This window comes from Pontibacter korlensis (assembly GCF_000973725.1).
In the GTDB taxonomy this organism is placed as follows: domain Bacteria; phylum Bacteroidota; class Bacteroidia; order Cytophagales; family Hymenobacteraceae; genus Pontibacter; species Pontibacter korlensis.
Genome location: NZ_CP009621.1, coordinates 4,822,030 through 4,835,682, shown reverse-complemented (window position 1 = coordinate 4,835,682; position 13,653 = coordinate 4,822,030). Strand labels below are relative to the sequence as shown.

Annotated in this window: 13 protein-coding genes; 2 read left to right on the top strand and 11 right to left on the bottom strand. The window is 48.4% G+C overall.

Features of this window, described 5'->3' with window-relative positions; all coding sequences use genetic code 11:
* Positions 1-170 precede the first annotated feature (170 nt).
* The gene (locus PKOR_RS20780) at positions 171-1,196 is read right to left on the bottom strand and encodes an SDR family oxidoreductase (RefSeq protein ID WP_046313229.1); all 1,026 of its coding nucleotides are present in this window, start codon (positions 1,194-1,196) and stop codon (positions 171-173) included.
* A gap of 356 nt (positions 1,197-1,552) precedes the next feature.
* Between PKOR_RS20780 and PKOR_RS20775 the strand changes: the two genes are divergently transcribed.
* Complete coding sequence (locus tag PKOR_RS20775) at positions 1,553-2,041, top strand: GAF domain-containing protein (RefSeq protein ID WP_071843173.1); 489 nt, start codon at positions 1,553-1,555, stop codon at positions 2,039-2,041.
* On the opposite strand, the gene PKOR_RS20770 is transcribed toward PKOR_RS20775, so the two are convergent.
* The 4 genes from PKOR_RS20770 to cysC form a co-directional block, all read right to left on the bottom strand.
* Positions 2,038-2,598: an NUDIX domain-containing protein gene (locus PKOR_RS20770; RefSeq protein WP_046313226.1), complete on the bottom strand. Its 561-nt coding sequence runs from the start codon at positions 2,596-2,598 to the stop codon at positions 2,038-2,040. The two genes, PKOR_RS20775 and PKOR_RS20770, sit on opposite strands and share 4 nt — an antisense overlap.
* Positions 2,599-2,779: 181 nt before the next feature.
* Complete coding sequence (locus tag PKOR_RS20765) at positions 2,780-4,339, bottom strand: N-acyl-D-amino-acid deacylase family protein (protein ID WP_046313224.1); 1,560 nt, start codon at positions 4,337-4,339, stop codon at positions 2,780-2,782.
* A 146-nt stretch (positions 4,340-4,485) separates the two neighbouring features.
* Positions 4,486-5,280, bottom strand: coding sequence for a 3'(2'),5'-bisphosphate nucleotidase CysQ (cysQ, locus tag PKOR_RS20760; protein WP_046313223.1), 795 nt, complete (start codon positions 5,278-5,280; stop codon positions 4,486-4,488).
* 311 nt (positions 5,281-5,591) lie between these two features.
* On the bottom strand, positions 5,592-6,212 hold the full coding sequence (cysC, locus tag PKOR_RS20755) for an adenylyl-sulfate kinase (protein WP_046313221.1): 621 nt from the start codon (positions 6,210-6,212) through the stop codon (positions 5,592-5,594).
* Positions 6,213-6,336: 124 nt separating this feature from the next.
* Here cysC and PKOR_RS20750 point away from each other — a divergent pair, with 124 nt between their 5' ends.
* Positions 6,337-7,233 carry a sulfotransferase domain-containing protein gene (locus PKOR_RS20750; RefSeq protein WP_046313219.1) on the top strand — a complete coding sequence of 299 codons (897 nt, stop codon included), beginning with the start codon at positions 6,337-6,339 and terminating at the stop codon, positions 7,231-7,233.
* A gap of 4 nt (positions 7,234-7,237) precedes the next feature.
* Here the strand turns inward: PKOR_RS20750 and PKOR_RS20745 are convergent, their stop codons facing one another.
* The 6 genes from PKOR_RS20745 to PKOR_RS20720 all read right to left on the bottom strand — a co-directional run bounded on the left by PKOR_RS20745 (position 7,238) and on the right by PKOR_RS20720 (position 13,562).
* The gene (locus PKOR_RS20745; RefSeq protein ID WP_084694867.1) at positions 7,238-7,732 is read right to left on the bottom strand and encodes a hypothetical protein; all 495 of its coding nucleotides are present in this window, start codon (positions 7,730-7,732) and stop codon (positions 7,238-7,240) included.
* Between the two features lie 430 nt (positions 7,733-8,162).
* Positions 8,163-9,779, bottom strand: coding sequence for a M1 family metallopeptidase (locus PKOR_RS20740; protein ID WP_046313218.1), 1,617 nt, complete (start codon positions 9,777-9,779; stop codon positions 8,163-8,165).
* A 43-nt stretch (positions 9,780-9,822) separates the two neighbouring features.
* Positions 9,823-11,076: an exo-beta-N-acetylmuramidase NamZ family protein gene (locus PKOR_RS20735; protein WP_046313217.1), complete on the bottom strand. Its 1,254-nt coding sequence runs from the start codon at positions 11,074-11,076 to the stop codon at positions 9,823-9,825.
* 181 nt (positions 11,077-11,257) lie between these two features.
* A complete protein-coding gene (locus tag PKOR_RS20730) occupies positions 11,258-11,710 on the bottom strand; it encodes a YbhB/YbcL family Raf kinase inhibitor-like protein (protein ID WP_046313215.1) in 453 nt (150 codons plus the stop codon).
* An 89-nt stretch (positions 11,711-11,799) separates the two neighbouring features.
* Positions 11,800-12,825 (bottom strand): LLM class flavin-dependent oxidoreductase, encoded by a 1,026-nt coding sequence (locus PKOR_RS20725; protein ID WP_046313213.1) that lies wholly within the window; start codon positions 12,823-12,825, stop codon positions 11,800-11,802.
* A 266-nt stretch (positions 12,826-13,091) separates the two neighbouring features.
* Positions 13,092-13,562 (bottom strand): SAM-dependent methyltransferase, encoded by a 471-nt coding sequence (locus tag PKOR_RS20720; protein WP_235336906.1) that lies wholly within the window; start codon positions 13,560-13,562, stop codon positions 13,092-13,094.
* Positions 13,563-13,653 lie beyond the last annotated feature (91 nt).

The window sequence follows — 13,653 nt, the reverse complement described above, 5'->3', positions numbered from 1 at the left end:
CCTGCCTGTAGCTTCCGGGAAAAGCACTAATCTGCTTCTGGTGTAGCTGAAAAAGGCACTCTCCTGCACGGGACTTTCACAGGAAAAGAGCATAAATAACATTGCCTCCAACCAGCAAGATACTTCTGATCGGAGGCAATGCTTAAACGAAAAGGATGTCAGGCAGGTGCTTACCTGGGCATTTTATGGTTCTTTTGACGCTTCTTGCCGATCAGTGCTACAGCAGCAGCGCCGGCGGCAGCTACCACTGCACCTGTAACAACCGGGTGCATGGAGGCACGAGTATAAAGGCTGGTCCTCATTACGTGGCCCTCATAGTTACCGTCTACGCGGCCATCTTCACCTGCTTTGTGCAGCGATCCTTCTTTATGGAGTGCGGGCTCCTTGCGCTTCTGCATGTCTGTCATAAAGGTCTTGTTCACCCAATCTACCAGGCTAGGTGCATACTTGTTCAGGCTGCTCATCATCTTAGAGCCGCTACCAACATATATGTCACGCTCAGGGTGCTCGGCAGCGTGCAGAATGGCATTAGCTACTTCCTCCGGAGCATACACAGGTGGTGGCAAGGTTAGCTCTCTGTCGGTGTAATTTTTTGCGTGCTGCGGGTATGGTGTGTTTATGCCAGCTGGTTTTATCAATGTAACCGATACAGGAGCCCCGGCTTCTTCCAGCTCCATGCGCAGTGATTCTGTGAAACCTTTAACAGCATGCTTGCTTGCCGCATACATACCCTGCAGTGTGATGGCCACATCTGATAGCTCACTACCAATATTGATGATAGCACCGCCCCGGTTGCGCAGGTGATCTGCAGCTAAAAGCGAGCCGGATACTACGCCCCAGAAGTTAGTGTCGAACAGGCGGCGGTTGTCTTCTTCGCTAACTTCGGCTAGCTTACCGTAAATAGATACACCAGCATTGTTTACCCATGTGTCAAAGCCCCCGAAACGTTTCATGGCTGCCTCGGCTACGCGTTGCAGGTCCTCACGTTTGCCTACGTCGGCTACCACATGTATTACTTCGCCTCCTTCAGAGCTTATCTGTTGCTCTATTTCAGCCAGTGCCTCACCGTTTCTGGATGCAAGCACCAGTTTTGCACCTTTTTTTGCTGCAGCGCGGGCAGTTGCCAGTCCGATTCCGCTCGATGCGCCGGTAATTACTATTACCTGCTCGCGGAGGGGTTTAAGTGAAATTGCCATAGTTTTTAAGTTTGTTCTCTATTTGTTCTTAAATCTTGTACCATGATTTAATACGTTGATTTTAAAAGATTAAGTTATTGCGTGCACAAATAAAGCCTGGGAGAATAGTAGCTTATAATGGGTGGGAGCTGGTGAATACATTGCGCGCGAGTAGTAGCAGGCAGTTTAGAAAAAAGAAAAATTAGCGGTCGTTACACACTCATTTTAGTTGGGTAGGGGAGCTCTTTCAGAAATTTTAAGTAGATTCAACCTATAACAGAATTGCCATCGAGATGAATGCAACAGACTGAATCTGCCTTCGCTCAGGCAGCTTTCCTGTTGGATACCTGCTTAGTATAACCCTTACTTCATAAAACATGCAACCTACTGCTACATCAGTTTTATCTATGCTTCGTGAGAAGGATGCTTCCTTTTCCTGGCAGCAGCTTCTTGCTGACGTAATTACAGCTTTTGACTGCACTACCGGCACCATCCATACTTTAGATAAAAGCTCTGGACTGCTCACCCTGCAGGCGCACCAGGGTATACCGCCTTTCCTGTTGCCTAAAATGGAGGCTATTCCCATCGGAAAGGGAATGGCAGGCATTGCTGCTGAACGCAGACAGCCTGTGGAGATGTGCAACCTGCAAACTGATGGATCCGGAGTGGCCAGACCCGCTGCCAAAGAAACAAAGGTAGAGGGTTCTATAGCTGTTCCGATGCTGCTGGACGGGGAGCTATACGGTACCCTGGGCATAGCCAAACCTGTTCCTTATGACTTTACAGAGGAGGAAAAAACAGACCTGCTGAAAATAGGCGAAGAAGTAAGCCGCCACCTCAATGGCAGAGGAGTAAATCTGTCTTAGTCTGCTGCATCTGTTTTACTTATGCGGGCGTTGTTGGCAGAACTTTTTCCCAGCCTCGCCGCCAGCCACTGCACTGCTATAACTGTTTTAGCGTCCTGCAGTGGCTGGTAAAACAGCTCCTCCTCGGTAAACTCCTTTATATTAATCTGCTCGTGTTCCTCATCTTTGCCACCGCTTTCTGCCTTTTTCTGGCTCACCTCGGCATAAAATAAGTAAACTACTTCGGTGCAGGCTCCCGGCGAAGAATAGAAGTCCCAGATGTGCTCCAGGTGATCTACTTTGTAGCCTATTTCTTCCTCAATTTCCTTTCGAACTGCTTTCTCCGGATCATTACCCTCCAACACACCCGCTACTAGCTCCAGTAGTTCCTGCTCAGCACTGTAGCGAAACTGCTTTACCAGAATGTAACGCTGTTTTTCTGTGTCATACACCAAAGCGGCTGCTGCGCCACCGCTATCGAACTGCTCCCGCTCTATGGTTTCTCCCTTATCCTCCAGGTATACTTTGCGGAATGTGTAAAAGCCATTATATATGGTTTCCTTCTTCTTGATCTTCATACTTCGTCTTTAGGTAGAGCCTTATCTACGGCTTCCTGCACCTGATTTGTTTTGAAGATGGAAGTTTGAGATTACCATGTGAGGAGATCCCTCTGGTGCAAGCTTATGGCTCTATAGTAGCCTTAAATAAAACGAGGCAGGATGGTGGTCCTGCCTCGTCTGAAGTTGTTTGTAAGTTATACTATAGCTGCTGGTTTTTGCGCAGCACCTTTCCTTCTCTGTCGCTGGTGAAGTTTTCGCCTTCCTTCACTATTTTTCCGTTCATGAGCACATACCGGAAGCCGCTTGCCAATTGGTGGGGCTTTTCGTAGGTGGCGTTCTCTTTCACTTCGGATGGGTTGAAGATGAGCAGGTCAGCTTTATAACCTGACGCAATGCGGCCTCTGTGTTTCAGGCCTATAGTCTCTGCAGGCAGACTGGTCATTTTACGAACAGCCTCCTCTAAGCTTAGCAACTTCTTGTTCACTACATAAGTCTCCAGCACTTTGGCAAAAGCGCCATAGCCTCGTGGGTGGTGCATACTTGGGCTGCCGTCGGTGCAGATCATCACGTGCGGGTCCAGCATCAGTTCTTCCTGCAACTCCTCGTTCATGATAAAGTAAGCGCCGCTTGCGCCGTAAGGATCAATGTTGTCCATTAGTACCTCTTCAAATGGTTTGTTCAGCTCCTGAGCAATCTGTTTCAGGTTTTTGCCTGTGTACTTGCCTGAGCCAATTAAGGTAGCCTCCGGACCGTTGCGCTGCATGATCCTGTTTTTTAGGTAAGCTTTCAGCTCCGCACGACGGGTCTTGAGTACCTGCTGGTAGTCGTGTGGTGCCTTAGCCCAGTCAGGGAAAAGTATGGCAATGCCCGTGTAGCTGGCGGTGTAAGGGTAGAAGTCTGCCGTCACTTTGGTGCCACTCTGCCGGGCACTATCCATCATTTGCAAAATCTCCTGTGCCCGCTCTTTACTTTTGCCATAAACCACCTTTATGTGCGATATCTGCACAGGGCAATACTGCCCCTGTGCCAAAAGCTCTTTTATTGCCTGCTCTACATACTGATCATCCTCATTGCGCATATGGCTCATGACGATGCCGTTTTTAGAACCCACCACCTTTGCCAGGCGGTTCAGCTCGTTACTGGTTGCATAATAGCCAGGGTTATACTCCAGGCCCGTGGTAAGGCCGTAACAGCCGGCATCCATGGCGCTGGCAACTAACTGCTCCATCGCCTTCATGTTTTCTTCGGAGGGAATAGAGTCGTACATGGCACCTGACAGCACCCGAAGTGCGTTATGGCCGGCAAACATAGCTATATTAACTCCCGGTTTGGCTGTATCTACAGAGTCCATCCATACGCTCAGGTCTTCATGATTCGGGCTAAAACCATCTTGCCCTAAAGCTATTGTTGTTACACCCATGGCCAGGAAGTTCTTGAACTCCGGCTCTTTGATGGGATCGCCGTGGGCGTGGGTATCAATAAAGCCAGGGGTAACCACCATGCCCTTGGCCTGTATGGTTTTTCTGGAGTTATGAGTAACTGTGGTGTCTCTGTTGATAAGGGCGATGGTGTCGCCTCCTATCAGCACGTTAGCTACGTAAGGAGCGGCACCTGTTCCGTCCACTACTGATACTTGCTTCAGGAGCAGGTCATAAGTTACGTCATCTTGTTCTTGCTGCGCAGGGCTTTGGCAGGAGGCAGCAAGAGCGCCAATGGCAAGTGTAGCAAAGAGGTTTCGCCAGGTGTTGTACTTGGTCATAGTTTGCGTTTATACTTTGGATGATAGCTAGGCCTACAATTTAGTAGATTCTACTGCATACTTTTCTTCACATATTTCCTATCCAGCAAGTATAAGTTAACTATAAGTTTGAAGATAGAAAATAGGTGAAAGCTATAGTGCCATCGTTACAGTGCTACAAAGTTTGGGTTCAGAAGGTCTTCTTTGTTGTACTTCAGCTCTGTTTGAAGACCCTGCTGGTATATGCCTCTGTTCAGGGCGTTCAGGATGGCATGTGCTGCACCGGTATCCCATTCCATGGTAGGGGCGAAGCGAGGGTATACATCTGCCTTGCCTTCTGCCAGTAACATAAACTTAAGAGAGCTACCCATGTTGAACATCTGCGTGTTTGGGAAGCGCTGAATAAACTCCTCCGTCTGTGGGCTCAGATGTGTGCGGGACGCAATTACGGCTACCTGCCGCTGTTGCATTAAAGTTTGCAAGGTATACCTCGCTTGTAGCGGTTTCAGTTGAACTTTGAGTCCCTGCTCTTCTCTATATACACCCGTCTGCACAGAGCCAAGATAAAGGCTATCCAGAACAGGCGCATATATCACTCCACCCACTGGCTTGCTTTCATGCATCAGCGCAATGTTTACGGTAAATTCCCCGTTGCGCTTTACAAACTCTTTTGTGCCATCCAGTGGGTCCACCAGCCAATACCATGTCCAGTTCTTCCGCTGCTCATAATCCTGATGTTTTCCCTCTTCCGAAAGTATGGGTAAAGCAGTGCCAGCTAAATGTCTACTGATAATTTCATGTGCAGCGCGGTCTGCCTTCGTTAGGGGAGAGTTGTCGGCCTTCAGATCAACCTCAATTTCACCCGAAGTATAAACCTGCATGATCGCTTCTCCCGCTTCCATTGCGGCTGTTTTAGCTATTTGTAGTAGGTGAGATATGTCTGGAGTTTCTTGCGTAATCATATTTGGGTAAAGGAGTTGTTAATGTGTTTATTCGTTAACCAGAGCTATCATTTCTAGCTGCTGTTCCTCCACGGCTTTACCACCTGCTCGTTTCACCTCCGGCTTTGGGGCGCTCAAGCCCGCGAGGGCTCGTCCTTAGGCATCGCGCTGTGTTCCCTCCTGCGCCGGGGCGCTGCCGCATGCGCGGCACCGGATCTCACAAGGCGCTCAACCCAAGGGCTGGGAACAAGTTCGATAGCCGGAGCTGACGAATCTTGAACCGAATATTTCTTTCAAATCACAGCTTAGTTTTGATCTACAAATTTAACGTGTTACACCCCTGCAGCTACTTTCATCTGAGGCTGCAGGCTTAGCTGTGGCTCGGCGTAAGTTAAGAGTTTTTGCAGTGATTCTTCTATCGACTCCTGATCGGTGTGGAGGGTAATATTCGGCTGTTTGGGCGCTTGGTAGGGGGCGCTGATGCCGGTAAAGTTTGGAATGATGCCTTGCCTGGCCTTTGCATAAAGACCTTTGGTGTCACGCTTTTCGCATACCTCCAGAGAGCAGCTAACAAACACTTCAGAAAACCTGTCACTACCTACAATTTGCCTTACCAATTCCCGTTCTGCAGCATATGGCGAGATAAAGGCACAGATAACCACCAAACCTGCATCCAACAGCAAGTTAGCTACTTGGCCTACACGGCGGACGTTCTCCTTACGGTCTTTTTCAGTGAAGCTCAAGTCTTGGCACAGGCCATTGCGGATATTGTCACCATCCAGCAAGTATACTTTATAACCCTGGTGAAACAGGTAATGCTCCAGGCGCAAAGCTAGAGTGCTTTTTCCGGAGCCGGAGAGGCCAGTAAGCCAGAACAAACGAGGTTCCTGTTGCATGAGCTGCCTACGTTGCTCATTGCAGACCTTGGACTTAAAAGGGTATATGTTTTTCATCGTTTCGGCAGGTTTAATACGCGCTAAGTATAAAAAGCTACACTTCTTGCTGACCTTGTACGGCAACAATGTTCTTAGAGACGTATAGCAACCAGGCTATGTTGAACCAAACACCCTTACACCTATGAAAATACTGCAGGGAGGTGCTCCTAAGTGCGGCAATTTTTGGCTTTACCAGATCCTACAGCAAATCCTTCAACGCAGCGGGCAACCGATCTCCAGCTTTATTCAGCGGCAGCCAATCTATGAGCTTGCCAAAACCTGGGACCTGAACTACCCTAGCCAGGCAAGTATAGATGTTCTGGATATCACTGACCTGCAGTACAGCTACCGCATCAGCAGTATTTTCCGGATGCCGGTGGAAGACATAGAGGACTATGTTTCCCAAACAGACCATGTCTGGACACACTCGCCAATCTGTAAGCGCAGCGGAGAGTTACTGAACCTGTTCGACAAGAAGGTGTACATTGTACGAGACCCTCGCGACCGTGCCATATCTGCCTCGAAATACTACACTTCTGAATATATGCTCAAGTATTATCCGCAGGAGGAACGAGACGCGCAGCGGTACCTGGAGAAGCATTTTGAGGAGCTGATGCTGGAATGGGTGTGGCATGTGTATGATCATCTGCGCCTGAGCCGGCAGCACAACATTCATATTGCTTTTTATGAAGGTTTCTTGCTCGATTTTCAGCAGGAGTTGGGGCGCCTGCTGGCTTACCTGGGTTTAGAGATGGATGAGGCACAGCGGGAGGAACTGCAGGAGGCAATGAGTTTTGCCACTTTAAAAAGTAATAACCCGAAGCACCTGAAAAAGGGGCAGTCGGGTTATTGGATGGACCAGCTAACGGATGAGCAGGCTGAGAAAGCTGATACTATAGCAGGGCCGCTGATTCGCTACCTGAACTACCCTCAGTTTAAAGGGCAAGCCATGAGCTATGCTACAGAGCCGCTGCATCAGGATTTTGATGAACTCAAGCAGGAGATCATAGCTTCTCAGCAGCCGCTGTACCAAAGCTAGCACTTTACCAGACTCCTACCTGTCGGCCTACCGTTTTTAGCTGGCCGATATGGTAGCCGGTATGGTGAAGTGTCGTCATGGCGGCCCAGGATAAGGTTTTTCCGTTACCATGTACTTCAAACAGATTTGTATTAGGATCTTTTACTAGTGCGATCATTTCATCTAGCTCGCGCTCATAGGCATCAATAGCCCGGTTCCACTCCTGTTCGCTTTCGGGAACATGGTTCTCTGGCCAATGTGCGTCAGGCCACACATCTATATTCTGCTCCGGGCTTTTCATAAAGCTGAGCAGTGTCTGTTGCCTTGCCCTGATGTGGCCAAGAAGTACCCATGCGGAAAAGTGGAGCCCATCGAGCATAATACCTGCTTTGCGATAGTCAAACTCCCTGAGCAGGATTACGTTGGGTGCAAAGCCACCCTGGAGTAGCTCCACTAGTTGCTCCCTTACCAGGCTGTCGATTTGCTTTGCCGTTTGTGGTGTTGTGCTTATTCTTTCCAAATGTGTTTCTTTTGATGGTTTATACTTTCAGACCATCAGAAACGAGGAGGAGAGTGGTTAGGTTTGTAGTTTGAGGAATGAGAGTGGCTGTAGCTATACATATGAGTTTTTGGCTATACTTTCTAGCAGCTATCTATCCTTGGCTTTACTTCTCACCCGTTTCATAGTGAGCTTTGGTGCCCTCCAAGCCTTGGGTTGAGCGCCTTGTGAAATCCAAGGCCTGGAATCAGGTTCGATAGCCCCAACCTTTGCTAAACCCCCTTTGAAGGTGGCATAGGGGGATGTTTATTGTTTCCTAAAATTCCCCTCCGAGGAGGGGTTAGGGGTGTTGGTTAACCCGAATGGCTAAAGCTACAGCTACAGCGCAAATACTTTAAGGCAGGACAGCCACAGCCAAACAAAAAATAGGAGCTAAGGAGAGGTTTTCGTTCTACAGTGTTTTCTCTCCCGTCTTTACGCGTTTCAGGTACCAGCCATTCTCATCTATCACTGGCGTTGATGTGGACGTAACTTCCATTGGTTTGTTGGATAGTCCCAGGCGCTGTGTGCCGGTATTGGTTTTTACATCCATCGGTAAGGTAAAATTGATGTTGGGTATGCGGATAGTGTAGGTGTTTGAAGAAGTTTGCTCTACCACCACTTCCGGCACCTCAGTAGTGCGCAGGTACAAGTCAAAGAATGGCTTAATGTCATGGCCTGTCTGTTTTGTAAAATATGCTTGCAGGTCTTCAGTCTTTACCTGCTTTGCATAGGTATAGGCTGGGTCGAGAATAAAATTTTTGAGTGTTCGGAAGAAGACTTCGTCGCCGAGCAGATAACGGAGCGAGTGCATGACGTGTGCTCCCTTGCTATAAATCTCACCATGGTAGGCCTCGTCTGAGTCTACGTTCTCCTCTTTCATGATGATAGGGTTGCGGTTGGGGATGCTTCTGCCTATTTGCTGCACATGTTTCAGGTAGGCTACGTGGCCAGCGTGCTCTTCTACAAAAAGCCAGTCACCGTAAGTGCAGAGGCCTTCCTGCACCCAGAAATCTGCCCAATCCTTTACACTTACTTTGTTGCCCCACCACTCATGGCCTAACTCATGGTGCAGCAGGTGGTCATAGGGCGTGTTGCCGATGGTCGTGAACCTAAACTTGTTGCCATAAGCATTGATGGTTTGGTGTTCCATGCCCAGGTAAGGCGTTTCCACAATGCCCACCTTCTCTTTCCTGAACGGGTATTCTCCAAAGTATTTCTCCTGTGTCTTCAGGCTTATCTCCAGTATGTTCATCAGCTCCGGAGCCTTGGCAGCGTTCTGGCGTAGCAGGTACATCACCATGGGTACTATGTTGCCTTCAACGGTGGTGAAGTCGCGGCGGGTCACTTCAAAATCGCCGACTGTAAAGTTTATGCCGTAGTTGTTAATGGTGTAGTCGGTTTTCCAGTGATAGATGATTTGGTCGCCTTTCTTCTTCTCCGAAACCAGCAAGCCATTAGCCGCTACCTGGTAGGGAGCAGGCACGGAAATAAACTGCTCCACACCCTCATCCGGCTCGTCTGATGGGTGATCTTTGCAGGGCATAAAGATTTTGGCTCCTTCATTCTGAGAAGAAAGGCCCACCCAATGTTTTCCGTTTGCGTCTCTGGCAAAGGTGAAGCCTCCCTGCCATGGCGGGTTTACAGCTTCTGGCGGCGTGCCAGCGTAATCGACTGTTATAGTTACCCGTTGTCCCGGCTGGTATGTTTTCTTCAACTGCACATCCAACGCATTATTACCCCTGGTATAGTTAGCTTTCTTACCATCTACCTTCACGCCACTCACCGTGTAGGCATTTATCAGGTTCAGCCGGATTTTATCTGTGGGAGAGACTAACTCAACTGTGGCATCTGCAGAGCCCCCAATTTTGCGTTCATCAGGGGATACATTCAGGCGCAGTGTGTAGTGCTTTACATCAAAGGTAGCCTGTGCAGGATCTAAAGGACCACCCCAGGTCCAGTTGTTGTCCTGTGCCTGGGTGGTCAGGCACAGGACGGTGAATAGCGAAAGAAGGAGTTGCTTTTTCATCGTTTATCCTGCTTAACAATAATTGCTTGAGATGATTTACTGATCAATAAAGGAGGTATTTCTGTCGTACCTTCCGGAAGTGGGCCAGGTCTGCATCCCACTGTTTTACGATTTCCTCAGGAGTTTGTCCTGCCTGTAGTTGCTCTCTTACTTTCGGAGTACCCCATAGTTTATCCATACGGCCTTGGCGCCACTCCAATTGCTTTGGGTACAGTGTCTTCAGGGCATGCAGCACATAAACTCCTGCCTTTGCCGACTCAAAGACTTTTCGGTCGGTTACTACCATTTCGGTGCCGTAGCATTGTTCACCCATAAACTTTGGAGGGTATATTTTGATGCCGTCCACGATGCTGTCTGGTACAAAAGAAGCTGGTTTAAAAGTAACTCCTTTCAACTTATAGCTATTTAGTTGGGCAGAAAGCTTTTCTCCATCTATCCATGGTGCAGCAATGTGCTCGAAGGGGTGTAGGGTACCACGTGCCTCGGAGATGTTGGTGCCCTCCAGTAAACAGGTGGCGGGGTATACAGTGGCCGTGGTAAGCGTGAGCATGTTAGGGGATGGTTTGACCCAGGGAAGGTTGGTTTCGTCGTACCACAGCTCCCGGGTATAGTGCTGCATGGGGACAACGGTAAGTTTGGCTTTGGGTAGTTTTCTGGCGGCACGCTCTTCGTTAAACATGGTAGCCAGTTCGCCTACAGTCATGCCATGGGTTACAGGCAACTGCGCTACCCCACTTACCGGCTCTCCCGGTTTTCCTCCTATAGGGCCGTCTACATACGTACCTCCGATGGCGTTTGGCCTGTCTAAAACCAGGTAAGGAATATTCTGCTCGGCTGCGGCTTCTAACACATGGTTCATAGTGGCGATGTATGTATAGAAGCGAGCGCCAATATCCTGTATGTCAAAAATCAGCACATCCACATTCTGCAGCATTTCAGGGGTAGGTTTGCGCACTTTCCCATAAAGCGAGATCACGGGCAGACCTGTTTTGCTATCAGTTCCGCTTGCCACATGATTATCCTGGTCTCCTCTGATGCCATGCTCCGGGCCAAACAGGGTAGTCAGTTTTACATCCTTTCTGGCATACAGTACATCCACCAGGTGCTGCCCGTCTGGCAAAAGACCGGTATGGTTGGTAACCAACCCGATACGCTTGCCTTTAATTAGGGGGAGATATGCTGGGCTAAATAAACGTTCAGCGCCAATGACAACACGAGGTGAAGGACTAAGGGCCAAAGTATAAAGCGGCAGGCATAGGGCAAGCCAAAGCAGGAGAAGTGAAGCAGCTTTTTTCATACTAGTAAGATAGGTTATTTTGTATACTTCAACCAAAAACACAGCAGCTTATACTTTGGCTCTTTGCCAGGAAGTGAAATCTATTTCCGGGGGAGCTACAAAAACCGAAAAGAGATAGGGTATAAAAAAGCCTGCTTCTAAACAGTAGAAGCAGGCTTTTCAAGTATAATAATATTGCAAGTTAGTGGCTATAGAGGCCCATCAGTTGCCCTGTACCAATAATATGATTCTCCATTTGCAGGTACACTTGCTCTTTGTTGCTGCCAGAGCTTAAGTTAAGATCTATGTCCAGAGCATATACCCTAAAGAAATATCGATGGGTGCCAAGAGAGGGGCAGGGACCAGCATAATTTATGTAGCCAAAGTCATTCATGCCCACAGTACCCGGCGAACTGTTCTCCTGAATAAAGTGAATTGGCGGTACATCCCAAACCAACCAATGCACCCAATTGCCGTTTGGTGCATCCGGATCGTTTACAATCAGCACAAGGCTTTTGGTTTCTTCCGGCAGATCACCGATCTCCAAGGCTGGATTTATGTCCTCCCCGTCGCAAGTATGCTTTTTAGGAATATTATCTCCAGCACTAAAAGAAGGGCTACTGATCTGCAGGGTTTCACATACATTGGTTCCCATAGATTAACGAGGCTAAGTGGCTACAATCTAGAGTATACGATTGCTTCCTGGATTAATCTATGGCCCTGACTGCAAAAGCTGGTGTAGATCTAAACTTTCTGCTCCTTCTTACACATCTCCGATAGTATCTCATAAGAACGCAACCTTGCCTGGTGATCATAGATATGAGAGGCAAACATTAGCTCATTTACCTGGGTGTCATTCAGGAAGGCCTGTAAATCTTCTTTAACTGTGGCGGGTGAGCCTATAAATGTGTAGCGCAGCATCTGGTGCACCGCGTACTTTTCAGAAGAATCCCATAAACCCTCCATACTCTCCACCGGCGCTGCCTGTGGTTTTGCTGTGCCCCTGATCACGTTCAGGAACGACTGGTAAAGTGTAGTTGCCAAGTGCTCTGCTTCTGCGTCGGTATCTGCTGCTACTGCGTTTATACATGCAATGGCATATGGCTCCTGCAGGTACTCAGAAGGTCTGAAGCTTTCGCGGTATACTTTTAGGGCAACGTGTAAGGCAGCCGGTGCAAAGTGGCTGGCAAAAGCAAAAGGCAAACCAAGTATACCCGCAAGCTGTGCGCTGTAGGTACTAGAGCCAAGTAGCCAAATCGGAACCTCCAACCCCTGACCAGGTACGGCACGCACTTTCGCGTTATAATCCTCTGGAGAAAAATATTGCAGAAGCTCCTGCACATGCTCCGGAAAATCTTCAGCACTGCCACGCAGGTCCCGGCGCAAGGCCATTGCTGTTACCTGATCTGTGCCAGGTGCACGACCAAGTCCCAAGTCTATTCTGCCCGGGTACAACGACTCAAGCGTACCAAACTGCTCTGCTACTACCAATGGCGCGTGGTTGGGAAGCATAATGCCGCCAGACCCTACTCTGATACTTTCTGTACCGCCAGCAATGTGGCCGATTAAGACAGAGGTAGCCGAGCTGGCTATGCCTGGCATGTTGTGGTGCTCTGCCATCCAGAAACGCTTAAACCCCCACTTCTCAACGTGTTGGGCTAAATCAAGGCTGGTTTTAAAAGAATCGCTTGCTGTCTTGCCCTCCAGAATTGGCACAAGGTCTAAGACAGAGAAAGGTATATCAGCTAACTTTTTCGTGTTGCTGCTCATTTGTTTCTATTTTGATATGGAACGGAACGATAAATATGATGTACCTCTGCAAGTATTGCATGAGGTGACATTATTGTATGACATATATCCTCCGTTTTTGTTTTCATAAACTGCAATTTCCTTTACAAGCCATTCCTACTTATAGCTTATACAGGTTAGGCCGGCAATGAAGAAAAGGCGCAGTTTAGATTCAGGAGTGCTGGAACAGTAAAACCTCGCTCCACAGTAAAGAGCGGAGCAAGGCAACTTAAAGTATACACGTTAGATTATTTTTTCTCTGGAATGGTCCAAAGGAAAATCTTGGTACCATCGACTTCTACAGTCTGTTCAGGCTCCCAGTCACCCATGTCAAAAGCGTGCGACACAATGCGGGTACCTGGTTTTAGCTGCTTCATCAGGATGGGGCGTAGTTTCTGGTTTACAGCTGGCAGCAGGTATAAGGTAACCACAGACGCCTGGCTGAAATCCTCCTCAAACAGGTCGCCCTCTATAAAGCGTACTTTGTCTGTAACGTTGGCTTCGCGAGCGTTTGCATTGGCTTCCTGTATACGCTCAGGATTTATGTCTACGCCTGTTCCTCTTGCGCCATACTCTTTTGCTGCTGTTATTACGATGCGTCCGTCGCCGCAGCCCAAATCATAAAGAACATCATCCTTTTTAACATCGGCAAGTTTCAGCATCGCATCTACCACCACCTGTCGGGTAGGTACATACGGTACATCGGGGGTCCGTTTCATTGTTTCTTGGGCAGAAACAAATACTGTTGCAAAAAGTATGAGCAACATTGTGCAGAATGACTGTTTCAAGATTCTCATTTTCTTAGCTTTA

Excerpts from the sequence above, each read along its gene's own strand:
- PKOR_RS20720 (WP_235336906.1), bottom strand. The coding sequence starts at position 13,562 with ATGAAACGGACCCCCGATGTACCGTATGTACCTACCCGACAGGTGGTG.
- PKOR_RS20780 (WP_046313229.1), bottom strand. The coding sequence starts at position 1,196 with ATGGCAATTTCACTTAAACCCCTCCGCGAGCAGGTAATAGTAATTACC.
- PKOR_RS20735 (WP_046313217.1), bottom strand. The coding sequence starts at position 11,076 with ATGAAAAAAGCTGCTTCACTTCTCCTGCTTTGGCTTGCCCTATGCCTG.
- PKOR_RS20750 (WP_046313219.1), top strand. The coding sequence starts at position 6,337 with ATGAAAATACTGCAGGGAGGTGCTCCTAAGTGCGGCAATTTTTGGCTT.
- cysC (WP_046313221.1), bottom strand. The coding sequence starts at position 6,212 with ATGAAAAACATATACCCTTTTAAGTCCAAGGTCTGCAATGAGCAACGT.
- PKOR_RS20770 (WP_046313226.1), bottom strand. The coding sequence starts at position 2,598 with ATGAAGATCAAGAAGAAGGAAACCATATATAATGGCTTTTACACATTC.
- PKOR_RS20775 (WP_071843173.1), top strand. The coding sequence starts at position 1,553 with ATGCAACCTACTGCTACATCAGTTTTATCTATGCTTCGTGAGAAGGAT.
- PKOR_RS20725 (WP_046313213.1), bottom strand. The coding sequence starts at position 12,825 with ATGAGCAGCAACACGAAAAAGTTAGCTGATATACCTTTCTCTGTCTTA.
- PKOR_RS20730 (WP_046313215.1), bottom strand. The coding sequence starts at position 11,710 with ATGGGAACCAATGTATGTGAAACCCTGCAGATCAGTAGCCCTTCTTTT.
- PKOR_RS20740 (WP_046313218.1), bottom strand. The coding sequence starts at position 9,779 with ATGAAAAAGCAACTCCTTCTTTCGCTATTCACCGTCCTGTGCCTGACC.
- PKOR_RS20765 (WP_046313224.1), bottom strand. The coding sequence starts at position 4,339 with ATGACCAAGTACAACACCTGGCGAAACCTCTTTGCTACACTTGCCATT.
- cysQ (WP_046313223.1), bottom strand. The coding sequence starts at position 5,280 with ATGATTACGCAAGAAACTCCAGACATATCTCACCTACTACAAATAGCT.